Source organism: Moorena sp. SIO1G6, from assembly GCF_010672795.1.
In the GTDB taxonomy this organism is placed as follows: domain Bacteria; phylum Cyanobacteriota; class Cyanobacteriia; order Cyanobacteriales; family Coleofasciculaceae; genus Moorena; species Moorena producens.
Window position 1 is genome coordinate 168404 of the sequence record NZ_JAAHFZ010000004.1, and the last position, 25649, is coordinate 194052.

Genomic DNA, 25649 nt, shown 5'->3' on the forward strand with positions numbered 1-25649 from the left:
CCAAAAAAAGTAGAGGACAATTCGACCTAAGCGTGCTTGATCATGGATCTAGGTTTCGGTGTGCCCCACCGTACCTTTTTTATATATAGATAGATAGATACTTTTTTTTATCTAAATTTTTCATAGACCTTTAAGTCGTTAGACCAAATTACGCAATATGTATCACAGACATATTTTTTACGTTGCCTACTTATGGTTAGATAGTATCTATCTAGTTTTTTAGTTTATTGTTATAGACTTTTAAAATAGCACACCTAGTACAAACTGTCAAGGCCATTGTTTAAAAAAAAGCCGTCCTATAAGGACGGGGCGCGATTACCCAAATTTTTTGGTAAAGTCCGTTGAGAGTTCTTGCACCAGTACGTAGGGTTGTACAATCAGAGCCTGAAACCGCTTGTTCTGGTTGCTGTTCCAATTAGAGAGTTGCTCAAGTAAAGGCTTGTGCATTAGCTGCTCACTGATCCAATGTTGGACAGATAGCACATCATCATTTGCGATCGCTACCCCAACATCCAACAAATCCAGTCCCTCATTCACCACCAATACTGCATCTCGTTTCACATGAGGAATCAGTAAGTCCCAGGTTGTCTCATCCAGAGATTCCGCCAATTGTACTCTTAAATCCATGTTTAATTCAAGGTTTTCTTAATAGTTCTTTAAACATACAGTAAAATTGCTCCGATGCTTTGTTTGATTTAACTATTTGATCAAAGCTCTAATCACCTCAGGTTTCCACCTCAGCCTTCCTCTAACCATTGAGTTATAACGGTTCTCATAGTAATGAGCTACACAAGATTGTTTCCCTGATGAGAAATTCGATTAACATCATCAAACAGAAAATGTGGTTGAGGCTGAATCCCAAACATCGGCGTGCTGTAAAACTATTCCTTGGCTTGGCGCTGCTTGGCATCACGGTGCGTACGCTTCCCTATCTCGCTCCCATTCGTGCTAAAGATTTAGTTCAAGATGACCTAGCGGTAGAATTTCGTGATCGCAATGGTTTATCCCTAGGCACTATCCTCAGTCGAGACCAAGACCATACTGCGGTTGTCCCTCTCGATCAAATTTCCCAGCACTTTATCCATGCTATTCTCGCCGCAGAAGATGGAGAGTTTTATCACCATGGGGCATTAGAGATGCGGGCAATTATGCGATCGCTAATTGAAGCCATTGAGGCGAAACGCATTGTCAGTGGTGCTTCCACCATCACCATGCAACTGGCACGGATGCTGGAACCCAACCCCCGCACTCTACCTGCCAAATTCCAAGAAATTTGGCTATCCTGGCGATTAGCAGCAGGGATGAGTAAAGATGAAATCTTGGCAGCCTATATCAACCGACTCCCCATGGGTGGCAATATCTATGGCTTAGAAGCTGCTGCTCGGATTTATTTTGGCATGCCCGCCAGTGAACTCAATGTTGCTCAAGCCAGCCTATTAGCTGGTCTACCCAATAATCCTAATTATCTCAATCCTTATTATTACTGGGATGCTGCCAAACGGCGGCAAATCTATGTGCTCAAGCGCATGGTAGAAGATGGCTATATCACCGCTACTCAAGCAGACCAAGCCTATGAAGAAGCCATTTCCCTACTACCTCGACAGCAAGGAATAATTGCCGCGCCACACTTTTTATTCTTGGTTGCCAACCAATTACCATCAGAACATCCCTCCCAAATTCGTACTACTATCGACCGTCCCCTACAGGAATTTGTTGAAGCCCAAGTGCAGCAAGTAGTTCGCGACCTTGCCCATAAAAATGTCCATCACGCTGCTGCTATAGTCATTGAGAATCAATCCGGTGAAGTATACGCCTATGTCGGCTCTCCCGATTACTTTTCCGAAGCTGAATTAGGACGCAATGACGGAGTCCAAGCCCTACGTCAACCCGGTTCCACCCTCAAGCCTTTTTTATATCAATTAGCCCTAGAGCAACGAATTATTCGTCCTAACACCGTCTTAGCTGACATCCCCACCTATTACCCGATTCCCGGAGCTAGACTCTACAGTCCCACCGATTACAGCGAAACCTTCCTCGGACCAGTTCGCATTCGTATTGCTCTAGCCAATTCCCTTAATATCCCAGCAGTTAGGGTATTGGAAAAAGTTGGAGTATCAAACTTTCTGTTGCACTTACATCAACTAGGCTTTGAACACCTAACCCAGTCTCCAGAACATTATGGATTAGGATTAACCCTAGGTAGTGGCGAAGTCAGTCTTTGGGAACTAGCTCGCGCCTACCTCACCCTAGCACGACTTGGAAAACCCACATCCCTTGTCACTAAGCTATCTAGCCCCTCGCCAAATAGGGATGATTTGTCCGTTTATCGAAAACAAGGAAGACAGGGAAGACAGGAAAGACAGGCAAGCGGGGGAAGTAAACAATTGTCAGATCATCGAGCAAGTAAGCAAAACCCACTATTTAACCTACCCTACCGGAACGCCAAAGGCAAACAACATCCCAACCTTGGCCAAAAGGCCACGCTACGCGAACAACATTCAACCGTTCAACATTCAACCGTTCAACCTCCTAACCTCCAACCTCCTAACCTCCAACCTCCTAACCTCCAACATTCAACCCTTCAACATTCAACCCTTTCAACCTGGGCATTAATCACAGATATACTGAGTGACCCTCAAGCTCGTGCTCAGGGGTTTGGTGTCGATTCAGTACTGAATTTACCTTTTCCCGCTGCCGTTAAAACTGGCACCTCTTCTAATTTCCGAGATACTTGGACTGTGGGATTCACGAAAAACTATACCGTTGCCACTTGGGTAGGCAATTTTAATGGTGAGCCCATGGAACAAGTGTCTGGGGTGATTGGTGCTGCTCCCCTCTGGCATCGGATTATGTTACACCTGCATCAATCTCAAGAACCTGCTCCGTTTCAAGCTCCTCCCGGTTTAGTCCAACGTCCAGTGTGCGCCCTTTCCGGTTTGCGTCCCACTCCTGCTTGTCCAACTGTTGTCCAGGAATACTTCTATCCAGACGACCTCCAGGATTACGAACGTCAATCCGATACGTTTTATCAGATCACCAGTGTTGGAGCTAATCAGCAATCGCCCCAATACATCGTTAATTTACCTGATGAGTACAACGAGTGGTTAGCAAGACAACCCCAAGGAAATCTAGCGCCAGGGAAACTGAAAATTTTATCTCCTCGGGAGGGGGATTTGTACATGCTCTACCCTACTGAATCGGATCAAGATAGCAATAGTGCTGTTCAACGGCTAGAGTTCAAGGTGGCTGGGCTAAAGTCTGAGTCGGTCGAGTGGTGGTTGAATGGTGAAAAGCTAACTACCAACTCATCCAATTCCTTCTTTTGGCCTCTGGGTCCTGGGGATTGGACATTGGAGGTAAAAAGTGGTGACATTAGCGATCGCGTCACTTTCAAGGTGCAGTTAGCAGAAAACCCACCAACTCGCCGGGGGTTTTCTATTGCTGGTCCTTAGTGATTTGTTAATTGTAAATAGTTAATTTATAATCTACGTGCATTCATCGGTTATACCCAGGACTTTCACTGGTTCGATTTTCTATGGCAAACTTCACGAAATATATCTTGGCAGTTGCGATCGCTGTCTTACTCATCCCATTTTTAGTGCTAACGAATTATACCTATACTGGGGAACTAAAATCAAACATCAATGCTAGTGAAGTTTACAAAATCCGCTCTTTTCATAGCAAAGATGGCATTGGCAAATTCTATATGGGTCGAGAAATTGCTAAAGTAATGGGACATCAGGAAATGTTATGGCTGGAACGCCCTAGCAGGGAATCCCAAGAGCAACCTTCTGTAGTTATTGATGCTCTTAATTTAAGACCTACAGATACTGTTGCAGATATTGGAGCAGGCACTGGTTATTTTAGCTTTCGAATCGCTCCGTTGGTACCTGAAGGAAAAGTATTAGCAGTAGACATTCAGCCAGAAATGATCGACGTTATTGACTTTTTAACAGAAGACAACAATGTTAATAACGTCGAGACAATATTAGGAAGTTTGACTGACCCTAAACTTCCTGAAAATAGCATTGATTTAGCCTTAATGGTAGATGTTTACCATGAGCTTGAATATCCCCGAGAAATGATGGAATCGATTGTTAAAGCTCTTAAAACAGAGGGAAGAGTTGTGCTAGTAGAATATCGCAAGGAAAACCCACTTATTCCTATTAAGGGCTTGCATAAAATGACTCAGAAGCAAGTTAAAAAAGAGATGGAATCCATTAATTTAATTTGGCAAGAAACCAATAATGATTTACCCAGCCAACATTTGATGGTGTTTCAAGTTAGTGACAAGTCATTATAGCGGTTTTAAATTCGTTGAGGTATTGACTATAAGTAAATTTTAGCCAGTAGACAGTAGGCAGTAGGTAGTAGGTAGTGGTAATACATAGCTAGTTGATTAACTATTGCGTCTTGCCTCTTGCCTTTTCTTAAGAGATTTTTTTCACAAAAAGAAAAATCCTATAGCTTATCTTGCGAGTAACAAGGTTTTTGTGTTAATGGAATGTCGGTGATAAAAATCAGACCAGAAGTTGATTCAGATCACAATAACTTACTGAAACTCTATTTACATTGAATGAAATGAATGAAATTAAATTCCGGAGGAATAAGTAGGTGCTAGAAAAGTTAAACGAGATTAAATCAACTCTAAAAGATATAGGTGAAAAAGTTGATCAGATAGCTGATAAAGTCGAGGCTGGGGTAAAGCCAAAATTTAAGTGTAATGTTGATCATAACAACATTAATGTTAAAGAGCATAACAGCTGTTATGACAAAGTAAAAGAACTTGGCTATAAGCAGTTGATTGTAGAAAATGATGGTTGTATTGGAGCCCCCAATCTATATCGGTATAAAGTTCTTGATAACGACGAAAATAAAGTCGCTGAATTTTATACATTAAAAGGAGTCAAGGACTATTTAGAGAAACAACCTAAAAAGGCTTAAGCATCGGATAATCTTGATTTTAAATTGGTGATAATTTATCGTTTCAGGAGTTTTGCATCTACAGTTTCATCAAGAGTTTAATCAAGAAATACTGACATTTTTGATTCAGGGGTTTTGCATCTACAGTTTAATCAAGAGTTTAATCAAGAAATACGGACATTTTTAATTCACTGGACTTTAGAGTAAATTTTGGGTTTTAACGAAACTTGATAAAAAGTAATTAGGAATAGAAACCAATGCCTCAAGCACCAAAGAGTGTTTGAGATAGTCTTGAGCGATTTAATTATTTGTCTTTTTTGCCGAGTTTGGATTAGGGCTGCGTTATCGAAACTTTTCAACTCGTCTTGTGTACACAAAATTCCATCATAGCACTGCCTGAGCACAAGTGGTTTAAAAATTGTTGTAATAACTATTTATCAAGGGTTTCAGTTGAGTAAGTCAATGTGACTACTCAAGGGAAGCCAAGGGGTGCATCTCATTTTTGCTGTTTGACACGGTGGTGCGTTACGGGGCGGGCTATCCAAACCCTGACTACGAGGCGAAAAATGAAGGCTCCCCTAACACACCCTGTCTTGATGCAGTCGCTCATGGGGGAAACCCCCAAGACCGCGCTGCATCGCTACGCAAAATTTTCAAATATGAGATGCAGGGAAGCCAAGTTTCTGGTGAACGAGAATTAGTCTAAACTCCAGTGATAAAGATCAGAGCAAAAGTTGATTTATATCACAAACACTTACTGAAACTCTATTTACATTGAATGAATGAAATTCAATTCCGGAGGAATAAGTACATGCAAGAAGACTTAAACGATATTAAATCAAGGGTAAAATCTCTAGAGGAAAAAATTGCTCAGAAAGCTGATAAAGTAGAGGCTGAGGTCAAGCCAAAATTTAAGTGTAATGTTGATTATAACAAAATTGATGTTGAAGAGCATAACAGCTGTTATGATAAACTCAAAGAACTTGGCTATGATTTAGTTATGGAAAATGATGGTTGTATTGGCCCCCCAGGTCAATATCGGTATAAAGTTCTTGATAACGACGGGAAAAAAGTCGATGATTGTTATACATTAGAAGGAATAAAGGAGTTTATAAAAAAAGAAGAAAAACGCTTAAGTATCTCATAATATTGATTTCAAATTGGTCATAATTTGTCTTTTCAGGAGTTTTGCATCTACATTTGTATCAATATTTGAATCAAGAAATATGGACATTTTTAATTCAGAAGTTTTGCATCTACAGTTGTATCATAGAACATAAACCTTACCTTAAATCACTAGCTCCTAGTCCAAATTCATCACTTAATTGAACCCACGTCATCTCTAATGATAAAAGAATTTCAACCATAAGGATTGCTGACCCTAGACACACTACGCACTAGCTTTTGCTGATCCTGTTTTTGTTTCTCATCACCACTATCATTAATAATTACTAGGATAGTAGAAATCTGATTAACATCAGAAGCATCAGGACAAGAGATAATACATAGATTTACACTGTGTTCTGCTTGAGTATTATGGGATACTAAGGTTTGAGCTGAATAATCTTGCCGACGTTCTTCTTCAGTCTTGGCAGCTAATGCTACATCGAACCATTGGGAAAAATTGCCCTCTTTAATGTGGAGCAAGTCCCGTAAAGACTTCTCCTCAATATCTTTCAAACCAATGAAATCCTTAGCGTGATCATTGGCAAGAATAATCTGACCAGTTTTATTGGTAAAAATTACACCACTGGATACATTAAAGACCAAATCTCGCTGCTCTAGCTGTTGTTGCTTGACTTTACTAAATAGCTTGGCATTTTGGAGCGCTACACCCGCTTGAATATTAAATGCTTCCATCAAGTCTTGATCCCTGCGATCAAAACTTGCCTTCCAGCAATCGGGAGGGTTTGGCCAATCGGCGGGATTGTATGGGGGAAAATTGCCCTGTTTCTTTTTATTGACTAATTGGGTAACAGCAATTAATTGATTATCAACATTAAACACAGGCATCCCTAACAAACTACAGGTGCGATAACCGGTTTGACTATCAGTTTGTTTGGCAGTTTCTGAATTGGGATGGTCATAGAGATCAAACGGAATTATCAGTGGCTGTTTAGTGGTAACAACTTGACCAGCAAAGCCAGCTCCTTTGGGAATCCGAATTTCTTTTAATGTGCCATCAGCAACCGTAATTTTTGTCCATAATTCATCCTGTTCCTCATCTAACATCCAGACTGTGCTGCGATCAGCAGACATTAGCTCTTGAGCCTGATTCATTACTTTATTCAAAGTTTCTTCTAGATCCAAGCTACTTTTACCCAGAGATTGTGTCGCATTTATCAATGCTGAAGCTATTCGTTGTTTCTGAGCTGCTTTATAAAATAACCGAGAGGATTTAAGAATCATTTGAATCGAGCGGGCGAATTGCGCAAAAAGTTTTTCATCCTCTGGTGTAAAGCCTTTTAAATCAATTTTATCAGCTAAGGGCGCGTCTAAAACTGGCGGTTGTTTTAACTTATTTAGTAATTGGACAACAGCCACTAAATCTCCTTTATCATCTAGTAAGGGTAAAGCCAGCATGGTATAAGTACGGTATCCAGTTTTGGTATCCCATTCCTTAGCAGTATTAGAACGGGTATCGTTATATAAATCGTAAGGAATATTGACAGTTTTCTTAGTTTGAGCAACATAACCAGCAATCCCTTTATCCGCAGGCATCCGAATCTCTTCTGAGTCTCCTCCTTCACCCTTTGCCACAATTGACCAGAGTTCATTTTTGGCTTCATCTAATAAAAAAATAGTCGTGCGATCTGCCTGTAGTATCTCGCCAGTTTTGAAGGTGATAGACCGTAACATTTCATTGAAAATGGAATCAAACCCTTCTCGGTCTAGCAGAGTATCCATCATGGATAAGGTTTGATTAAAAACTCCTAAGTCCAATTCAAGGTTGGAAACAATATATTTGAAACTTTCTGGGGTCAGGTGTTCAAGAGACTCATAGATAGTTTCCTTAGTGGTAGCCGCTAGGGCTGGATTAAGTTTCCCTTGTCGTCTGGCTTCTGAATACCGTTGAATTTCTTCTAACGCCTTTTTAAATTCTCGCTTTTCCCATTCTTGGCTAGTGGTCAAAAACTGATAATCTTGATGGCTTAAGCTTTTACCCAGGGCCCATCTTAATGCATCCTGTAACTGTTGTCCTCGCAGAAGACAGGATGTATCCTGACAATCGGAGTCTAACCAAGCAGCAATTTCATTACTATACGGTCGCAAATTTGCTAATTCTTTATATACCCAATTTTGGTTAAAAACAGCTTGATAAATACGGTTATAAATCCTTAATTTTCCTTGCTTCTCAACTACTAATCCCGATAGCCGCAATTCTATTTGTTCATAACTGTCATCAGAAGCAATTTCTCCCCGTTGCAGAATTTGCTGATACAATCCCAGTAATCGCCCAGCCCGTTGTTCATTCTTAATAAGACGATCGCGAATAGTTTTAAGATGCTCCGGATTATCATGGGATTTCCAATCATCAATCACTTGCGATCGCACTAATTTATCAACCCACTCTGCCTCACCACCTGTTGGGATAGTAGATACAGAATCCAACAAGAGTTTACAAAGCTTTTGGGTCAGAAAAGGTTGACCTCCACTCCAGTACAAGACCTGTTTCAGGACATCTTGGGGATTACTAATTTTTCCTTGTAATCCTTGCGCTAATCCCTGTGCTTCGTGCAACTGAAAGCCATATAGCTGAATCGCCTGACCAATATTAAAGGGTGTGCGTTTTTTATCTTGAATTAAATCTGATGGTGTTGCTACTCCAAGTAGCGCAAACGTAAGGCGTTGGTAGTCTGACTTATCCACACGTTGGTTATAGCAGGCACGAATAAAAGCGAAAAAATCATCAGTGGGGAAATCGAGGCTAAGAACGCTATCAATTTCATCAATAAAAATTACAATATTTTGAGTAACTTGCTGGAGCAAAACCTCTTCAAGAAATTCTCTCAATCGCCGCACCGCAAATATCATTTCTCGCTCACGCCACCAAGTGCGTAAATTAATATCTAGGTCGAAGTCTCTAGCCAGAGAGCGGACAATATTGGCATACCATTGATCGAGAGTGACATGCTGAGTACCATCCATGGATAAATCAATTACTGCACAGGCAACCCCATCTGCTTCAAGCCGACGCATTACTTGCACTCGTAAGCTAGATTTTCCAGTCTGTCTTGAGTTCAATACATAACAAAACTGTCCAGCCTTCAATCCTTCATATAAATCATTATCTGCTTGTCGCTTCACATAGGTAAGAGCATCGGCTGGTAAAGTCCCTGAGTATATATATTCGTAGGTCATTTTATTTGTTAACTTTTGTTCGCGTAGCGTGGCCTATTGGCCAAGGTTGACAGTTGTTCGCCTTTGGCGTTCGGTTTAGGGTAGGTTGACAGTTGAATGTTGACAGTTGTTCGCGTAGCGTGGCCTATTGGCCAAGGTTGTTCGCGTAGCGTGGCCAATAGGCCAAGGTTGTTCGCGTAGCGTGGCCAATAGGCCAAGGTTGTTCGCCTTTGGCGTTCGGTTTAGGGTAGGTTTAAGGTTTAAGGTTTAAGGTTTAAAATTTAAGGTTGTTCGCGTAGCTTGGCCTATTGGCCAAGGTTGTTGGCCTTAGGCGTTCCCTTCGGGTAGGTTGTTCGCCCTAGGCATTCGGTATAGGGTTGGTTTAAGGTTTAAGGTTATATGAAGTATGGATTGTGAACTGACCCACTCAGCACTCAGGCTCAAGCCGCTGCCAAAGGCGATCGCAAAAATACTTGTGATATAAATCACAGCGAGGCATGACGCTATTCCCTTGCAACTTTACTAACCCCATGCTATATAACTTAAAGGCTTGCTCCGATGGGATAGTTACCCAGCTGTGTGCTTGAACCACTTTCTCCAACGCAGTTTCCAATTCTGGAGACTGTTTGAGATTTCCTAGGTGGCGTCGCAGATGGTCACTGAATGGTCCGGCTTCTGTGGGTGCCACCTCTAAGAGTTGCGCTAGGGTAATCTGATGATATTTAATATAAGCTAAACCTTTGCGCAACAGATAAGGATGTCCTCCCACCATCGCCATCAGTTCCTCCACTTCTCTGGGATTCCCATCCAGTCCATAACGTCTGACTAACTCCTGTACTTGCTCTGTGCTAAACTCTGGCAACTCAATTTCCAATCCGACATTAGCCAGTGGTGAGTGATTGATATCCAAGGAGCTATAAATTTCTGTAGAATGTACTATCACCAACCGGAGTTTTTTCCAGATAGCGCTACTGCGATCGCCCCGCCTAGCGATGTCATACCAACCACGGAGAAGGCGACAAAAATCATCAGCAATAAAGGGGTGTTCAAACACCAGATCAACTTTATCTATAACGAGTACTATCTGGCTTTCAATTTCTGCCAATAAATACTCCTGAAAGTAATCTGTGGTGTTACTATTACATCCAAAAATATCATCCCAATACTCATCCAACTTATTTGACAGCCCTAGAGTCTGACCAACTCTGGCACAGAACCACCGTGAGAATTTGCCGAGGTCCCTATAGACGGTACTATCGGCTAACTCAAAGCTTAAGGTCACAGCTTGATAACCTTGCTGCCTGAGCTCAGCCAGAACTCGTTCAATCAGGGAGGTTTTACCCATCTGCTGGGGTGCTTTGATCCGAATTAGAGCACCAGGCTTGACAATTGCCTCTAACAACTGATCTTCATAAGGAATGCGCTTGACATAAAAGTCAGCATAGAGAGGAACTGGCTTTTGTTGCCCTTCTGACTCTGGCATCGGTGGGACGATGAAAGATTTATATTTACTTAATAACTCTGGATTGACTAACTTAGGCTGATATTCACTAAATAAGTCAATTAACTGATTTCGGAGTGAGTAGTGTTCACCTGGTGCATTCCTCAGCTCAAATTTCTCGCACAGCTGCTGCACATGTTTTCTGACAGTAGCTTCTGTGATGTGTAGGGACTTAGCGATCGCTTGATCGCTTTGGCCCGCTAACATTTTCTTCAAGACCTCTCGTTTACGGGGTGTTAGCTGATCAAATGCTACAGTCAAATCTAGTTGATTCAATTTTTCTAAGAACATCTCAGTCTTGCCGATAGAGATTTTGAATAATCGGTTTTTTCCCCTAGACATAGCGTTTAGGTGGTTATCAAGATGCACCAAAAAAAGATAGTATTTCTGCTAATTTTAAACCCATCCTAACTAGCTTATCGAAAAGCTGAGCTAGCCATGAGTTTGTGAAGATTTTCACACAAATTATGGATTAGACGTGGCTTGTGAGCCTTTTTCCACAAATTACCCTGATGTCTTAAACACAGGCTATAGTTTGATTAATGGCAATCAAACCTATACGAGGTTATAGATGTCTCAGTACTCTCTTGCCTTTTCCCTCAAGCTAAAACCCTGCGTCTGATGGCACTGAGTACTGGTCATATCATATCACTCCCTGTTGCACTTGTATTGCCCAAAATTGGGAGCTTGATGGGTTGTGTTGATAAAGCGATCAGCTTTTAGCTATCAGCTATCAGCTTGGTAGATACCTGATCCGAAGTGGGTGAAAACTTGACAAACATAAGGTTAATACCTCGCCCCTTGTGCCGGACCTAACAAAGCTAAGTGCCTCAGGGCGAATGGTGAGAACTTTGATCTAGCGTTTATCTAGATATAGGGATTGAAAGCTGCCAAACAAAACGTCGTTAGTAGTTAGTCAGACCAATGGCATTGCTGAATCTTCGAATTAATATGAGTGGGGTGGGCATCCTGCCTGGGAAATGAAACGGGCAAGATGCCCGTTCCACGGCAAGATGTCCGTTCCACAGGTGCGACCCGTGGCGAATTTAATTCTTAATGGGTCAAGCGCACCTAAAAGATGCCGGTTCCACCAAGATGCCCATTCCAAAAAACTATTAAAATCATTGCATAATTAAGCAATACCAGACCAATTAACTAACTACTAACCCCTAACCCCTAACCTGAAATCCCCCGGATGTGACCGTGGGGATGAGCTTAAATCTAAATCAGGAGTTGCTGATATGCCTACCATGATGTTTAATCCTACCGAGATAATCATTGATACCTGTGTTAAAAATCTAGAGACAGGTTTCCACAGCACTTACGGCAACCTTAAATCAGACTACTGTGAGCTGATTACTTGGGCTACCCACATGGCTCTGGAAAATATTGCTAATAGTGACGCTCTCTATCACAACATTGAACACACCTTCCTAGTCACCCTAGTTGGACAGGAAATCTTGTGGGGTAAGCACATCTGCGAAGGGAGCGTCTCCTGTGAAGACTGGTTGCACGTGATTATCTCTTTGTTGTGCCATGACATTGGGTATATCAAAGGCATCTGTCGCCAAGACCAACCAGACCAAGGATTGTATGCCACAGGAATAGACAATTTTATGATTACTCTCCCTACAGGTGCCACTGATGCCAGCCTTACTCCCTACCATGTAGACCGGGGTAAGCAGTTTATTGATGAACACTTTGGTAATCACCTGCTGATTGATACTAAGCAGATTAAGCACAATATTGAATTAACCCGTTTCCCAGTACCTGATGATCAGGATCATCAAGACACGGTTAACTATCCTGGTTTAGTCAGAGCAGCAGATTTGATTGGTCAGCTGGCTGATCCCCGCTATTTACAAAAAATTAGTGCCTTGTTCTATGAGTTTGAAGAAATCGGGAAAAATCAGATTTTAGGCTATCGTAATCCCGGTGATTTACGCCGGAACTACCCAAACTTTTACTGGAATGTTGTCTATCCTTATATCAAACCCGCATTGCCCTACCTAGAGCGAAGCCTTTCTGGTAAACAAATCCTGGCTAATCTCTATGCCAATGTCTTTCGAGCAGAACACCAATCCCAGCCTAAAGCACTCTTCTGCCATCCCTGTCGCTATAGTCAAACGACAGCACAACTATGTACAGCATGATTAGGCATGGATCTAAAAGGGTTAGTAAACAGCTAGAGAAAATGTTGCAGAGTCTACCAAAAACTCTTATTATTTGTTAGAATTAAATTAGGGTAACACCGACAGGGATTATTATGTAACTTAAATTAAAGCCGAAAACCAAGGGTTTAATAGTTGCGCTCTCTATCCCGGTGGAACGACTTTTTTGACATTTTTATGGCGCTCGCGGGATATTCCTGAGGGCTTTGGGAGATACCCCCTGGATGCGAGAGCATCTTGCATTGGCGAGCTAGAGTTTACCTTTGGTAGATTCTGGTAGCTAAAAAGTATCGGACATCATCAAGGCAAATCATCAAATGGCGATTTTGTTCAAAGTTATTTGTGCAAAGTTAATTGAAAATTGATCATTGACCATTGACCATTAACCATTGACAATTAACAATTAACAATTAACAAATGACCAATGAAAGCCATTTTAATGACCGCTGCTGGTACACCTGAAGTGCTGCAACTTCAGGATGTACCAGACCCCACAATTAAAAACGACACAGAAATCCTGGTGCGTCTTCACGCTGCTGGTGTTAATCCCATTGACACCAAACTGCGGCGTAGAGGTACCTTTTACCGTGACCAAATGCCAGCTATCCTAGGCTGCGATGGTGCTGGTGTGGTAGAAGCTGTTGGTGCTGGTGTCGATAAATTCCAGGTCGGTGATGAGGTATATTTCTGTGCTGGGGGATTAGGATTATCTGGTACGGGTAACTATGCCGAACTAGCTGTTGTTGATCAGTCCTTAGTTGCCCACAAGCCTAAATCCCTCTCCTTCCCTGAAGCCGCTGCTGCTCCTCTAGTACTGATCACTGCCTGGGAATCATTGTATGACCGAGGACGGTTGGAAGCAGGACAAAAGGTGCTGATTCAGGCAGGTGCTGGTGGTGTTGGTCACGTTGCTATTCAGCTAGCTAAGCTCAAAGGTGCTGAGGTTTGTACTACTGTCGGTTCTCAAGAAAAAGCTAGATTAGTGCGTCAGTTAGGTGCTGACTATCCTATCCTTTACAAACAAACTAGCTTTGTCAAAGCTGCCTTGGATTGGACTGGGGGAGAGGGAGTAGATTTGGCGTTCGATACTGTAGGCGGTAAAACTTTTTATGACACCTGTGAAGCAGTGCGGGTATATGGCGATATTGTCACTATCCTCCAACCAGACCCAGCCGAGGGTAATTTGAAGACAGCGCGATCGCATAATTTGCGCATCAGTCTAGAACTCATGCTCACCCCAGCCTTGAAAGGACTCACGACAGCTCAACAGCACCAAACCGAGATTCTCCAGCAGTGTGCTAATTGGATTGATGAAGGTAAACTGAAAATTAACCTCAGCCAACGGTTTCCCCTCAAAGAAGCTGCTGCTGCTCACAACGCTATCGAAGCCGGTTCTATGACAGGTAAGGTAGCACTAATTATCCATTGAACCTCCCCACCCGCCTCAGGGATGGGGATTCCCAGGCACAGCAACTAAGTCACTGTTAACTCCATGGGCGTAACTTTCCCCCGCACCGGAGGTAGCTGAGTTTGAAGTTACCGTAAGAACAAGGCAGCCTTTATAGTTAAAGGGTTATGGGTAAAAGGTTCTAGGTTGTTGTAATAAGGCTGCCTTGTTCTAAGGCGCGCGTCTTGTGGGGTCAATTCCCAGTTTTTTGAGACCCCGAATTTTTATATTTACTGCACCATTTACATCTGCGTCGTTGTAATGACCACAGTTAGTGCAAAGGAATTTTTCTTTTTTTCTGTTCTCTTTACTCGTGTGGTGACATTTTGGACAGCTTTGAGACGTATGCTTGGGATTTATTTTGATTACTGGAATACCTGACTTTGCAGCCACGGCCTCAATCTTATTGACCAATTCTCCCCAAGCTGCATTAGATATTGAACGATTTAAGCCTCTTTTTGCGGATTGTCCATTGCGTTCGCGTAGCGTCGGCTTTGCCGAATCGTACCCACCATTTTCATTGGGTTTAGGCTTGCAACGAGACTTCATCGCTCTGATGTTTAAATCTTCAAAGATTAGAGCGTCTGCACCATCTACTAACTTATTGGCAGTCTCCCAATGGTAGGCATTACGATTATTAGTAATGCGTTCATGGAGAGATGCCACCTTGGAGTAGGACCTGCTTCTATTCTTAGACCCTTTCTTTTTTCTGCTGGCAGCTCTTTGTCTTAGCTTCAGACGCCTTTCTCTACGCTTAAAAGACTTTGTCCGTGCCGGGTTAGCTATCATTTTCCCAGTGGAAATGCTGATTAGCTTTTTAATCCCCAAGTCACAACCTTTAACTCGCTCAGGATTAATCTCATCCCTGGCTTTTAATGGAGGGACTGGAATTGACTTGTCTTCAATCTGAAGACTTACGAACCATCCACGAGCTTTACGCCGAACAGTGACAGATTTAACATTAAACCCTTCGGGAATTGGACGAGAATTAAAGAAACCCATCCATCCGATACCTGGCAAGTAAATCCGATTCCCATCTACCTTGACCTGCCCAGGGGAATATTTAAAACTTCTGAATCTAGATCTTCTCTTAGGCTTAGGATATCCAGATTCGCCTTTGAAGAACTTAGAAAAAGCCACATCCAACTGTCTTAGCGCCTGTTGCAAAACAGTTGAGTTAATAGTCTTGTACCAAGGTCTCTCCTTTTTAAGGATTGGCAAATTTGAACTTTGAGCTTCGTAAGCAGTTCTTCTAGGGTTCTTTTTATTACTCTTCCATGGGTAACCAACAGAGTGAGATTTGCTAACCGAACAGGTCAACGGGCACACTTCACTCTTACTTTTTAGATCACAGTAATTGCCTAACCTAGGAGCTTTAGCTTGATCAAAAGATTCAATTCTATCTCTAAGTAAGTAATTATACTGCGAACGCAACATATCCAACCACCTATTCATTGTGGCTTTTTGTTGTCGGCTTGGCTTGAGTTTGTACCTGTACCCGAACTGCATTGTTTCGACCTATTTATCCATGCTATATTAATTATAGCTTTTAGGAATGCTGATGTCTTGAACATGGGAAAAAGAACTGGACGCCCTCCAATACACGGAGAAGCGAAAAAATCACATACCGTTAGAACTACAGATGCTGCCTGGGACGGCCTAAAAGAGATGGCAGACAGGGCAGGTCTAACACTATCTGAGTATTTGGAAGCTTTGGGGAAGACTGGCTTACTGATACTTTTAACCGCGACATCTTAGACATTTAAGACATCTAGTACAACATCACCGACATGATAGGTTTTGGTGGTATCCCACATCGCCTTGAGGAAAATCCCCACGGCTCCATTGAAATCTCTATGGATTTCATACCCACATTTGGGACATTTAAAATTCTTGGATCCTCCAAGTTTCCTATGGATGTGTCCGCATTTTGTGCAGGTCTTTGAGGTGTATTCCTCAGTTATTCTCACGAGCTTGGAACCGTACCGGTTACACAAATGCCCTAAAGTCTGCGAGAATTGGTAGAATGCCCAACTCATCATCGCGCGAGCAGTTTTACTCCTTAACTTCCTTCTCTTTTTAGCTACCATCTGAGAAGTCTCAAAAGTAGGCATAACAATAATGTCGTAGTTTCTGGCTAGATAAGACGCTACTTGTTTATGAATCTCAGAACGCAGGTTTTTTATTCTAGTCCGTTGGCGTTCCATGGCTTTCCTAAGCTTGTAACGTAGCCTCTTGAATTTCCTCCCTTTGAGTTTGTCAAGCTTTGACTTTATTTGGTCGAGATGACTACAAAGCGTGGGCGTACTTGCTAAAATCACCATTTCCGAACTCTAAAAAATCCGAACCATCAAATCCTGTTACGAAAGTGCGGACGCCCGGATCTAAGGCAATAATTTTCTCGGTTATTGTTGGTTCAGTCCTTAGAGGCACAGGGAAGTGAGCAAACCACCTACCTTTGTTGAAGGTCAATTCAGTAGATCCCTTAGTCAGTACACAATAGTTGTGTCCCTTGAATTCTGGTAATGGTAGATGTTTTGTAGACGAAACCATCCAGTGGCCATTTTTATAGGCTGTAGGATCGAACTTTAGAGTAGCGGTTTGATCGCGAATACTCCTAAACCTGGCTAGTTTTCTTCCCCTGTCAGGGTTAAGTTTTCTTTTTTTACCAATACCAATATACTGTGGCTCTTTTTTCGTCTCCTTCCAGGCGGTGTAAGCTTCCATTGACGCATTGTCTAAAAGTTTTGATATACCTAGATCAATGCACCATTGAGGAATTAATCCAGAACTTTTTAAAAAAGTCCTAAATCCGTGCTTCCCTCCCTTCTTGGTAGTCTTAACATAGCCTTGCTCTCTGTTTAGATAATCAATCGATATGTTGTATACCTTTCGAGAGGCTGCAACCCACTTCTTCCAGATCTTCTCAAGTTCCTTTACTGGATAAACTCGGTAACTCGCTGTCATCAAGGATTCGTTTTTTGTATTTCCTGAGTCCATAGAGTCGGCAACTAAAGACGTGGACGATTGCCAGGAGATCTTCGACCATTTCCTGTTCTGGGCTGAGGTGCGTTTCGTCGAGAACCAGTATCTTTGTCTCAAATTTGCCGCACAGCCATGAGATAAGATCGAACCCAAAGCGGCAAAGCCGATCTTTGTGGGCAACGACAATAAGCTCGCAAGTGTTGCTGAGAACTCTGTCCAGTAAGGATTGTAGTCCTTTTCTTTTGAAGTTGAGTCCTGACCCGATGTCAAAGATGACTTCACAACCGGGGTAACGAGACTTAAGAAAGCGTACTTGTTGTTCAAGGTCACTCTTTTGAGAGCGGCTTGAAACTCTGGCATATAAGATGATGTCTGTTTTTGGTTTGGCTGGTCGAATAGAGACAACTGAATCCAAGTCGTATCTTCTTTGACCTCCCGGCGTCTTGATCCCTTTGATTGTCCCTGCTTCGAGCCATCTTTCGAGAGTTCGAGTTGAAACTCCAAGTCTTTGAGCAGCGACTCTTGGTGGAACATAGTTGACTGACATCGTTCTCCAAAGAGCTACTCTTTAAGTCTAAGGCAAGATGTCGGTTAATGTTACGCTTTGTCAGGAGTTTTATTGATCAGGACTCAACTCCCTTAAATACTTGAGGGGAAATTCATCCCTGGAGACGAAACCTAAGGAGAGTGGAGCCTTTATGGTTAGTCAGCTATGCATAAAAGAGGTGCGACCCGTGGCGAATTAAGTTCGCCACGGGTCGCACCTTTAGATGCGGACGAAAGGACTTGAACCTTCACGTCTTGCGACACTAGAACCTAAATCTAGCGCGTCTACCAATTCCGCCACGTCCGCGTACCTTGCGATTTATATCATAGCAGATATTATAGCTTTTATTGCAACTGCTGGGGAAAATTTTCCCAAATCCCGGTTAAAAACCCCCTTTATCATCTACACCTCAACTTTCACCCCGCCCCGGAAGGCAACATACCCTTCAATTGGTTTCGCCTTCTCCTTGGTACTGGGGTAATACCAGGCTGCATCCTTATTTTCTTTACCATTCACAACTATGGTATAATAGTTAGCTTGACCTTTCCAAGAACAGGTTGTGTGGGTACTACTTTCCTTGAAATACTGCTTGTTGATGGAGTCGCGGGGAAAGTATTGATTGCCTTCCACCACCACACATTCGTCGCTCTCGGCTAGTAACGCTCCGTTCCAGATTGCTTTTGGCATGGTTTACTTACTTGTGGTTGACCTACTTAATTGAATACTATTTCTAAGTTGACTAGATCAACAGCATTGAAGTGCAAATGGTGTTTCTTGACCGTTGACCCTAAACTGTGACCTTCAAAAGCATTGAGAACTGCTATAGTAAGCATTCAGCCGTGAGCCATTCGCGTAGCGTGGCCATAGGTCAAGGCTCACGCTACTTGAGGTGCTGTCAGCCGTCAGCTTATTTTATTCAAAAGCTGTTCGCACCTTAAGTAGCGTCGTCAAAGCCCAAAGCTTACCTCTTTTATTCAAAAGCACCTCAAGTAGGGTGCGCATTAGCTGATAGCTGATCGCTGATCGCTGATCGCTGATAGCTGATCGCTGAACACTGACCTGCTATAGATGATAATCGCAATTGAAGGCTAGAATCCAGTCAGGAATAGTTGCCAATCCACCTCAGCCAAATCCATAGTTTGGTTAATTGCTCGCATCCTATTCCGAGGAGCCCACTAGTAAACTATTATAACTGGAGACCGCAAGTCAATATGTCTTTCACTGCTAGTGTCATTTCAGCAAAAGAATGGGGAGCTAAACCCCCAAAAAAATGGCCAGATACCACTAGACCACGATATATTATTATTCACCATACTGCTACTCCCAATGCCCCGAATGATCTATCCAAAGGAACCTTATGGGGCTCCAGAAGTTTGGCTAGGAGTATTCAAAAATCCCACATGGACGGCTTTGGCTGGGATGATTCAGGTCACAACTTTTTGAATACCACCGGTGGATATTTACTCGAAGGTAGACAGAGTTCCTTATCAGCGATTAAAAAAGGACGTTCTGTCAGCTCTGCTCATGCTGGTAGTACCCTAGGTAACCAGTCACCGGGAATTGAAAATGAAGGCACCTTTATCAGCTACCGGATGAATGCCAAACAATGGAAAAGTTTGGTAGATTTATGTGTTTCGATTTGCAAAACTACCAAGATTAGCCCAGATAATATTAAAGGACATCGAGACTTTTCACCAACCCAATGTCCTGGGGATTGGTTATACAGTCAATTGCCTCGGTTGCGCCGAGAAGTTCGTCAGCGCCTTGGCTCCTCAGTTGAAGACTATCTCAGAGAAGGAGACACTGGTCTGAAAGTCAAAGAGCTACAGCAATCCCTCCAAACTCAAGGGTTTAGTCCCGGTCCAGTTGATGGCATTTTTGGTCCTGCTACCACCAAAGCAGTGATTTCCTTTCAGAAGTTTGAGGGACTCAATCCCAATGGATTAGTGGGATCAAAGACCTGGGACGCACTGAAAAGTTCTTCTAAACCATCAGAGAAATCTCCTTCTGAACCAGGTAACAAGAAGCGCCAGCCTGTGGTTATCGTGAACACCTACAAGTATTATCGTGGCTTACCTCACCAAAAACAAGCGATTGAGTGGCTACAAAAACAACTACCAAAAGAAGTCTTGGAAGAGTTTTCAGAAAGATGGCGTAGTGATAAACCCTCATCTGCCTATCTTCCTTTAATTGAAGGAGCAGTTGGCTCAGAAGTAGAGGAACTACAGCAGCGGCTCCAAACCCAAGGATTTTATGCTGGTGCAACGGATGGGGATTTTGGCTCTCGGACAAAAGCTGCGGTGATTGCTTATCAGAAAGCGAAAGGATTATATGCTGATGGGATTGTGGGTTCTATAACTTGGTCTACTTTGAATCTTGACTAATGGGAATCGGTAATTTTGAATTGGTAATTGCTAGTTTACGATGACCCATTAATCATTAATCTATACAAGTTATTTTTTTTAGAAAGGAGGCTAACAAAGTATTTTGTTAGCCTCCTTTATCTAGGGATAAAACCAGTTAAATTTAAGCTATTTTTTTTATGCCTATAGACATAATTAAACGTAACTATGTTACTGGTTACGTTTATTAACGTTGATAAAACTCTTTATGTGAACCGTTTCCCCTTGTCTAATATAGCACTACGCATTAAAGTTAGAATATTGATACAAGCAGCAAAAGCTGTTGTAGTCAACTTTTTCCTCTTGCCTCTTGTCTCTTGCCTTGCGCGTAGCGCTATACCTGATCTTAACAGTCAAGTTTAATTGTATATAACTACTTGAATCGAATATTTCTGATCTTATCGATCTATTCGGAAAACAGGTTGCTACTGTCCCAGACACGACCTCTGCCAGATATATGAATCAACAGCCAGTCAAGCTAATTGAATTTGACCAGGTGGAAGATGCATACAAAGCTCTCAAAGCGGGGCAAGTGCAGGCTTTAGTTTATGATTCACCAAGGTTACTTTACCAAACGTCACAAAACCGAGAATACCAGATTGTGGGTGAGTTGTTTGCTGAACAAGACTACGGCATAGTTTTGCCTCAAGGTAGTCATTATCGTGAGCCAATCAACCGAATTATTTTGCAATTACAGGAAGACGGAGAACTCACCAACCTAGAGCAAAAGTGGTTTCCTTCTAACCAGTAAGATTAGGTATGCTTAATCACGTACAATAGGGTCGATTGCATGCATAGTAATTGGTAATTGGCCATTGGTAATTGGTAATTGGTAAAGTGACACAAGAGATACAGCTTCAAATTGAAACAATTGATGAAAAATCCCTGCACCTAAGGACAGTCAAGGCTTTGGGACGAGCACACGCAACCACTCTTGGTCATTTTCCTGAAGGAGCTTTTGATCAACACGCACTCAGTCGTCAAATACTTGTGGCTCTTACTCCTGAAAAAAAGTGTACCGGTTATTTGTTATACCGGAAGGTGCGTAGACATAATATCATCGTTCTTGTTCATCTATGCATCGAGCCATCATGGCGTGGTAACGGTATTGCTAGAAAGCTAGTTAATTATCTAAGTCAGAATACTCAGGACTTTTACGGCATTAAACTCAAATGCCGTCGTGATTATGGATTAGAGAGAATGTGGTCTCACTTAGACTTTGTTCCTTTGGCTGAAAAACCCGGAAGGAGCAAGGATGGAAAACTACTTACCGTTTGGTGGCGCGATCACGACCATCCTACCCTATTTTCTACGGTTGCTACCCAAAAACTTGAGTCTAAATTATGTGCAGTCATTGATACCAGCGTGTTTTTTGACTTGCAAGGAGATGAAGCTAGGTCAAAGGCAGAATCTGACTCTCTACTAGCTGATTGGTTACAACCTGACTTGGAGTTATGTATAACTAATGAAATATTTAAGGTCATCAATACTATTGATGATACTAAACAAAGGAATAGTACACGCCAGTTAGCCGATACCTTTACTCAACTCCCCTACAATCAGAAAGACTTTGAAACAGCTTGTCGGTCTCTAACCAAGGTTTTGTTATCAACTCAGGTAACTATCAATGAATCTCAACAGCGTCAGTTAGCTATAGCCATAGCTTCAGATGCACCATTTTTTTTGACTCGTAATTCGCAAATACTAGCGATCGCAGATGCTATCAATGAAGAATTTAACTTATCAATCCTTAGTCCTACTAGTTTAATTGTTAAGCTAGATTACCTTCACGAATATATTAACTATCAGCCTGTACGCTTAGCAGGCACAGGTATCACTAGACAAGTTGTTCATAAATTAGATCAGGTACCTTTCTTGAGTCAAAGGTTTTTGATTGCTGCTAAGGGAGAAAAACTTAGTGATTTTCAAGGAAGACTGGGCTATATTATTGCTAATCCCGATAAATTTAATTGTTATATTATTCTGCAGTCAAAAAAAACTCCCAAAAACAATACTCCCCTAGCTTTAATTGCGTATCATACCGATAAAACTCATGAGTTAAAGGTGCCAATTTTTCGGGTTAGATCAGGTCATCTTGAAGAAACAATAGCGCGTTACTTAATTTTTTGGTTTATATCCCTGTCAGTAAGTAAAAATCTGCCATTTACACGAATTACTGAACCTTATTTGAATCAAACTATTCTTAGCGCTATTCAAGATGATGCTTTTTTTAAAGTTAAGGATGGTTATTTAAATGCCAATCTTGCGGTTGCGGTTACGGCGACAGAATTATCCGACTATCTCACTAATTTAGCTAATCTAAGTCCGGATTATAATTTTTGTCTAAAAATTGCTGAAACCCTCAAAACTGATAATTTAACCAAAGCGGTAAAAACAACTATAGACGTTGAACGCATACTGTGGCCAGCAAAAATTATTGATGCTGACCTTCCTACTATAATCATTCCTATTCAAGCAGAATGGGCAAAGGAATTATTCGATGAAGACTTAGCTAACCAGCTCCTATTGAGATCGGAAACTGATCTGGCGCTAAAACGTGAACTTGTCTATTATCGAAGCCATAGAGGTAATGGTGGCTTAAAACCAGGGGTTGTTGGTAGAATTCTTTGGTATGTAAGCTATAATAAAAACTATTGTGGCACAGGACAGGTAAGAGCTTGCTCTAGACTTGATGAAGTAGTCGTCAACAAACCTAAAAATCTCCATCAACAGTTTCGCCGATTGGGTGTATATGAATTAGAAGATTTAATGAAGCTTACCAAAAATGATCCTAATAAAAAGCTGATGGCCCTTCGATTTAGTAATACTGAACTGTTTAAAAATCCTATAAATTTGGCTGAAATTAAAGAAATACTTGGTAAGCGTGTAACAGTTCAATCACCGTTGCGGATTGAACAGGAACAATTTACAATGATATATAGAGAAGGCACCCCAAATAAGTAGTGTTAACAATGCCCAATGTGTTGTTATTATCAATTCGTCCTAAATATGCTAGTCAATTATTCAATGGAACCAAAAAAATTGAACTTCGTCGGGTGCGTCCTCGATTAGAAGCAGGGGATATTGTTGTGGTTTATGTCTCGGCTCCAGATAAGGTTTTATCGGGTTTTTTTGAAGTGGAAGACGTTATTCAAGACCGCCCGGATATCCTTTGGTATAAAGTAAAAGACAATGCTGGTATAGAAAAAAAAGATTTTAATGAGTATTATGAGGAAGCCGCCGTCGGTTATGGGATTTGCTTAAAACTCATAGAACATTTTGAGCCACCAGTAACTTTACAAGATTTGAGAGAAAAATGGGCTAACTTTAGACCTCCACAATCTTATCATTACTTGACGACTAGTCAATTTGAGCATCTTAAGTCTATTGTAGAGGATAAAATGGCAATTATGTCAGAACATTATATCAATTAGCTAAATGTTTGGTAAGAAGATATTTTGGAATGGGTAATGGAGAATCGAACATGAAGAATAGCAAGCCAATAACCCATTACTGATAATCAATGACTAACTAACTAACAGTCTCTAATGTCTCAAACATGTTCTAAGGAAAAAAATTAGGTGGATAGTATGGTAGGGGATAAGAATGGTGAATTGGTCAGTCTATTTCAGGAATTTATCAGTTCATATCCCTACACACCGGTTGGGTTAAGTCACATGGCAACCTACAAGGAGCAGCGTCGCCTTTGGTGTCGGAATTTTGCAGTCATCTCTGCTATGGTGGACTCTGGAGAAGCTATAACCGAACCGATCCTGTTTCACCTATTCCCTGATAGAGAATTGGCGATTACGTTGAATAGTCCATATGGTGAGGGTGATGATTCATGGATACTAACTATTCCTAGAAAACGTGATAATTATTTAGAATTACGATTGCCATTAAAACTGAAATATCAGCATAAATGGATACAAAGGTTAGTAGAGCAGATTGGTTACGACATCCTTGAATTTGTTGGTTGCTGCACTAAGCATCCTAATCAGTTATCAGCAGCTTGTGATCAGTTTTCTACAGGGGAATACTCCAAAGGTTTTCCGACGGAAATGCTGACGAATCTCCTCAATGGGCTGCAACCAGATAGGTTTCTGTTAATCAATGATAGTTCTCGACAGGTTATCAATTATTTTGTTAATACATCCTACGGAAAGAGACTGACAGATTATCCAGCGGCAAATGCTACAGGATTGAAGCTGATTAAAGCCTTAGATAAAACTATGCATCAACCGGGTGTACCAGTGCTCAGGGATAATGATTTATTCGATATGTTTTGCTACTGGTTGGTTGCGGTTAAAGGGTATAATTTTTCGGGTAAAGAGGAGGTTATCGAATTTACCTCTGATGGTTCAAGGATAGCGTTACCAGAGGAGTATACGGTAAGCGAATGTGCTAAAGATACTGGTTTTGATATAGCAGAGTTAGAGGCATGGATACGTGCTATTGAACGCAAAGGACAAGGAATTTTTTACGGCCCACCAGGTACAGGTAAAACCTATAGTGCTCAAAAAATTGCTAACCATTTAATCAGTGGAAGTGATGGCTTCACAAAACTTGTCCAATTTCATCCTGCCTATTCCTATGAAGACTTTATTCAAGGTATCCGTCCACAAAGTCAAAATGGGGAATTGAGATATCCTCTAGTTCCAGGCAGATTCCTAGAATTCTGTAATAAAGCTGAGTCTCGGCGAGGAATTTGTGTTCTAATCATCGATGAAATTAATCGTGCTAACCTCGCTAGTGTGTTTGGAGAATTATTGTATCTACTAGAGTACCGGGATCAAAAAATTCCCTTAGCTGGCAGTAATCAACTATTCAGTATCCCGAAAAATGTTCGGATCATCGGTACTATGAACACAGCAGACCGTTCTATTGCTCTAGTTGATCAGGCATTTCGCCGTCGCTTTGCATTTATTCGGCTCTCTCCCAACTATGAAATCTTAAGACGATATCACCAAACAACGGATTTTCCAGTTAATGGATTGATTAAGATACTCGAACAAATAAATAATGCGATCGCAGATCCTAACTACTCCCTGGGAATCTCCTTCTTTCTACTAGAAACTATAGCTGATGAAATTGAAGATATCTGGCGAAGGGAGATTGAGCCATATCTAGAAGAATACTTTTTCGATCAACGGGATAAACTAGAGCAATTTCGTTGGGACACTATTAAAGTTAATATTAAAAATTTAGGCGTTGCTGAATCTTCGAATGAATAGGAGTAGAGTGGGCATCCTGCCCGCCCGACAATAAGCATGAAACTGGCAAGATGCCAGTTCCACGCCTGATGCCCATTCCACAGGTGCGACCCAAGGCC

22 protein-coding genes and 1 tRNA gene are annotated in these 25649 nt (G+C 41.7%); 13 read left to right on the forward strand and 10 right to left on the reverse strand.

Going from position 1 to position 25649, the window contains the following annotated elements; genetic code table 11:
• Window positions 1-315 precede the first annotated feature (315 nt).
• Window positions 316-627: a DUF2288 domain-containing protein gene (locus F6K63_RS06025; protein WP_008187864.1), complete on the reverse strand. Its 312-nt coding sequence runs from the start codon at window positions 625-627 to the stop codon at window positions 316-318.
• 179 nt (window positions 628-806) lie between these two features.
• Here F6K63_RS06025 and F6K63_RS06030 point away from each other — a divergent pair, with 179 nt between their 5' ends.
• The 5 genes from F6K63_RS06030 (at window position 807) to F6K63_RS06050 (ending at window position 6070) form a co-directional block, all read left to right on the forward strand.
• Complete coding sequence (locus F6K63_RS06030) at window positions 807-3452, forward strand: penicillin-binding protein 1C (RefSeq protein ID WP_502708283.1); 2646 nt, start codon at window positions 807-809, stop codon at window positions 3450-3452.
• Between the two features lie 83 nt (window positions 3453-3535).
• Window positions 3536-4303 carry a class I SAM-dependent methyltransferase gene (locus F6K63_RS06035; RefSeq protein WP_287311243.1) on the forward strand — a complete coding sequence of 256 codons (768 nt, stop codon included), beginning with the start codon at window positions 3536-3538 and terminating at the stop codon, window positions 4301-4303.
• Between the two features lie 311 nt (window positions 4304-4614).
• The gene (locus tag F6K63_RS06040; protein WP_008187854.1) at window positions 4615-4944 is read left to right on the forward strand and encodes a hypothetical protein; all 330 of its coding nucleotides are present in this window, start codon (window positions 4615-4617) and stop codon (window positions 4942-4944) included.
• A 481-nt stretch (window positions 4945-5425) separates the two neighbouring features.
• On the forward strand, window positions 5426-5629 hold the full coding sequence (locus F6K63_RS06045) for a hypothetical protein (protein WP_131827223.1): 204 nt from the start codon (window positions 5426-5428) through the stop codon (window positions 5627-5629).
• Window positions 5630-5734: 105 nt separating this feature from the next.
• A complete protein-coding gene (locus F6K63_RS06050) occupies window positions 5735-6070 on the forward strand; it encodes a hypothetical protein (protein WP_287311245.1) in 336 nt (111 codons plus the stop codon).
• 212 nt (window positions 6071-6282) lie between these two features.
• Here the strand turns inward: F6K63_RS06050 and F6K63_RS06055 are convergent, their stop codons facing one another.
• The 3 genes from F6K63_RS06055 to F6K63_RS06065 form a co-directional block, all read right to left on the reverse strand.
• Complete coding sequence (locus F6K63_RS06055) at window positions 6283-9285, reverse strand: AAA-like domain-containing protein (protein ID WP_287311247.1); 3003 nt, start codon at window positions 9283-9285, stop codon at window positions 6283-6285.
• 8 nt (window positions 9286-9293) lie between these two features.
• Window positions 9294-9482: a hypothetical protein gene (locus F6K63_RS06060; protein ID WP_131827224.1), complete on the reverse strand. Its 189-nt coding sequence runs from the start codon at window positions 9480-9482 to the stop codon at window positions 9294-9296.
• A gap of 209 nt (window positions 9483-9691) precedes the next feature.
• Entirely contained in the window at window positions 9692-11107 is a 1416-nt protein-coding gene (locus F6K63_RS06065; RefSeq protein ID WP_287296261.1) for an AAA-like domain-containing protein, read from the reverse strand.
• A 911-nt stretch (window positions 11108-12018) separates the two neighbouring features.
• Between F6K63_RS06065 and F6K63_RS06070 the strand changes: the two genes are divergently transcribed.
• Window positions 12019-12918: an Npun_R2479 family HD domain-containing metalloprotein gene (locus tag F6K63_RS06070; protein WP_287311299.1), complete on the forward strand. Its 900-nt coding sequence runs from the start codon at window positions 12019-12021 to the stop codon at window positions 12916-12918.
• Window positions 12919-13360: 442 nt separating this feature from the next.
• Window positions 13361-14365 (forward strand): zinc-dependent alcohol dehydrogenase family protein, encoded by a 1005-nt coding sequence (locus F6K63_RS06075; RefSeq protein ID WP_287311249.1) that lies wholly within the window; start codon window positions 13361-13363, stop codon window positions 14363-14365.
• A 189-nt stretch (window positions 14366-14554) separates the two neighbouring features.
• On the opposite strand, the gene F6K63_RS06080 is transcribed toward F6K63_RS06075, so the two are convergent.
• Window positions 14555-15892: an RNA-guided endonuclease InsQ/TnpB family protein gene (locus tag F6K63_RS06080; RefSeq protein ID WP_287311251.1), complete on the reverse strand. Its 1338-nt coding sequence runs from the start codon at window positions 15890-15892 to the stop codon at window positions 14555-14557.
• 63 nt (window positions 15893-15955) lie between these two features.
• On the opposite strand from F6K63_RS06080, the gene F6K63_RS06085 reads away from it, so the two are divergent.
• Window positions 15956-16141, forward strand: a complete 186-nt coding sequence (locus tag F6K63_RS06085; protein ID WP_287311253.1) for a hypothetical protein — start codon at window positions 15956-15958, stop codon at window positions 16139-16141.
• Here F6K63_RS06085 and F6K63_RS06090 read toward each other — a convergent pair.
• The 5 genes from F6K63_RS06090 to F6K63_RS06110 form a co-directional block, all read right to left on the reverse strand.
• Window positions 16138-16707 carry an RNA-guided endonuclease InsQ/TnpB family protein gene (locus tag F6K63_RS06090; protein ID WP_287253485.1) on the reverse strand — a complete coding sequence of 190 codons (570 nt, stop codon included), beginning with the start codon at window positions 16705-16707 and terminating at the stop codon, window positions 16138-16140. The two genes, F6K63_RS06085 and F6K63_RS06090, sit on opposite strands and share 4 nt — an antisense overlap.
• Window positions 16673-17350, reverse strand: a complete 678-nt coding sequence (locus tag F6K63_RS06095) for a hypothetical protein (protein ID WP_287253486.1) — start codon at window positions 17348-17350, stop codon at window positions 16673-16675. The genes F6K63_RS06090 and F6K63_RS06095 overlap by 35 nt, the downstream gene beginning before the upstream one ends.
• Window positions 17310-17915, reverse strand: a complete 606-nt coding sequence (locus F6K63_RS06100; RefSeq protein ID WP_287253488.1) for an IS607 family transposase — start codon at window positions 17913-17915, stop codon at window positions 17310-17312. The genes F6K63_RS06095 and F6K63_RS06100 overlap by 41 nt, the downstream gene beginning before the upstream one ends.
• Window positions 17916-18139: 224 nt before the next feature.
• Window positions 18140-18221: transfer RNA gene (locus tag F6K63_RS06105), tRNA-Leu, on the reverse strand.
• Between the two features lie 96 nt (window positions 18222-18317).
• Window positions 18318-18602, reverse strand: a complete 285-nt coding sequence (locus F6K63_RS06110; RefSeq protein WP_008187832.1) for a DUF427 domain-containing protein — start codon at window positions 18600-18602, stop codon at window positions 18318-18320.
• Between the two features lie 524 nt (window positions 18603-19126).
• Between F6K63_RS06110 and F6K63_RS06115 the strand changes: the two genes are divergently transcribed.
• The 5 genes from F6K63_RS06115 to F6K63_RS06135 all read left to right on the forward strand — a co-directional run bounded on the left by F6K63_RS06115 (window position 19127) and on the right by F6K63_RS06135 (window position 25551).
• Window positions 19127-20299 (forward strand): peptidoglycan recognition protein family protein, encoded by a 1173-nt coding sequence (locus F6K63_RS06115; RefSeq protein ID WP_287311255.1) that lies wholly within the window; start codon window positions 19127-19129, stop codon window positions 20297-20299.
• A gap of 475 nt (window positions 20300-20774) precedes the next feature.
• A complete protein-coding gene (locus tag F6K63_RS06120; protein WP_008187824.1) occupies window positions 20775-21068 on the forward strand; it encodes a type 2 periplasmic-binding domain-containing protein in 294 nt (97 codons plus the stop codon).
• Between the two features lie 86 nt (window positions 21069-21154).
• A complete protein-coding gene (locus tag F6K63_RS06125) occupies window positions 21155-23281 on the forward strand; it encodes a GNAT family N-acetyltransferase (protein WP_287311257.1) in 2127 nt (708 codons plus the stop codon).
• An 8-nt stretch (window positions 23282-23289) separates the two neighbouring features.
• A complete protein-coding gene (locus tag F6K63_RS06130; protein WP_287311259.1) occupies window positions 23290-23751 on the forward strand; it encodes an ASCH domain-containing protein in 462 nt (153 codons plus the stop codon).
• A gap of 156 nt (window positions 23752-23907) precedes the next feature.
• Window positions 23908-25551, forward strand: coding sequence for an McrB family protein (locus F6K63_RS06135; RefSeq protein WP_287311302.1), 1644 nt, complete (start codon window positions 23908-23910; stop codon window positions 25549-25551).
• The last annotated feature ends 98 nt before the right edge of the window (window positions 25552-25649 follow it).

What these genes read in the sequence shown, in the direction of transcription:
- F6K63_RS06080 (WP_287311251.1), bottom strand. Translation starts at nt 15,892, where the DNA reads ATGCAGTTCGGGTACAGGTACAAACTCAAGCCAAGCCGACAACAAAAA.
- F6K63_RS06050 (WP_287311245.1), top strand. Translation starts at nt 5,735, where the DNA reads ATGCAAGAAGACTTAAACGATATTAAATCAAGGGTAAAATCTCTAGAG.
- F6K63_RS06075 (WP_287311249.1), top strand. Translation starts at nt 13,361, where the DNA reads ATGAAAGCCATTTTAATGACCGCTGCTGGTACACCTGAAGTGCTGCAA.
- F6K63_RS06085 (WP_287311253.1), top strand. Translation starts at nt 15,956, where the DNA reads ATGGGAAAAAGAACTGGACGCCCTCCAATACACGGAGAAGCGAAAAAA.
- F6K63_RS06035 (WP_287311243.1), top strand. Translation starts at nt 3,536, where the DNA reads ATGGCAAACTTCACGAAATATATCTTGGCAGTTGCGATCGCTGTCTTA.
- F6K63_RS06065 (WP_287296261.1), bottom strand. Translation starts at nt 11,107, where the DNA reads ATGTCTAGGGGAAAAAACCGATTATTCAAAATCTCTATCGGCAAGACT.
- F6K63_RS06070 (WP_287311299.1), top strand. Translation starts at nt 12,019, where the DNA reads ATGTTTAATCCTACCGAGATAATCATTGATACCTGTGTTAAAAATCTA.
- F6K63_RS06120 (WP_008187824.1), top strand. Translation starts at nt 20,775, where the DNA reads ATGAATCAACAGCCAGTCAAGCTAATTGAATTTGACCAGGTGGAAGAT.
- F6K63_RS06095 (WP_287253486.1), bottom strand. Translation starts at nt 17,350, where the DNA reads ATGACAGCGAGTTACCGAGTTTATCCAGTAAAGGAACTTGAGAAGATC.
- F6K63_RS06135 (WP_287311302.1), top strand. Translation starts at nt 23,908, where the DNA reads ATGGTAGGGGATAAGAATGGTGAATTGGTCAGTCTATTTCAGGAATTT.
- F6K63_RS06110 (WP_008187832.1), bottom strand. Translation starts at nt 18,602, where the DNA reads ATGCCAAAAGCAATCTGGAACGGAGCGTTACTAGCCGAGAGCGACGAA.
- F6K63_RS06025 (WP_008187864.1), bottom strand. Translation starts at nt 627, where the DNA reads ATGGATTTAAGAGTACAATTGGCGGAATCTCTGGATGAGACAACCTGG.
- F6K63_RS06115 (WP_287311255.1), top strand. Translation starts at nt 19,127, where the DNA reads ATGTCTTTCACTGCTAGTGTCATTTCAGCAAAAGAATGGGGAGCTAAA.
- F6K63_RS06130 (WP_287311259.1), top strand. Translation starts at nt 23,290, where the DNA reads ATGCCCAATGTGTTGTTATTATCAATTCGTCCTAAATATGCTAGTCAA.
- F6K63_RS06030 (WP_502708283.1), top strand. Translation starts at nt 807, where the DNA reads ATGAGAAATTCGATTAACATCATCAAACAGAAAATGTGGTTGAGGCTG.
- F6K63_RS06090 (WP_287253485.1), bottom strand. Translation starts at nt 16,707, where the DNA reads ATGGTGATTTTAGCAAGTACGCCCACGCTTTGTAGTCATCTCGACCAA.
- F6K63_RS06055 (WP_287311247.1), bottom strand. Translation starts at nt 9,285, where the DNA reads ATGACCTACGAATATATATACTCAGGGACTTTACCAGCCGATGCTCTT.
- F6K63_RS06100 (WP_287253488.1), bottom strand. Translation starts at nt 17,915, where the DNA reads ATGTCAGTCAACTATGTTCCACCAAGAGTCGCTGCTCAAAGACTTGGA.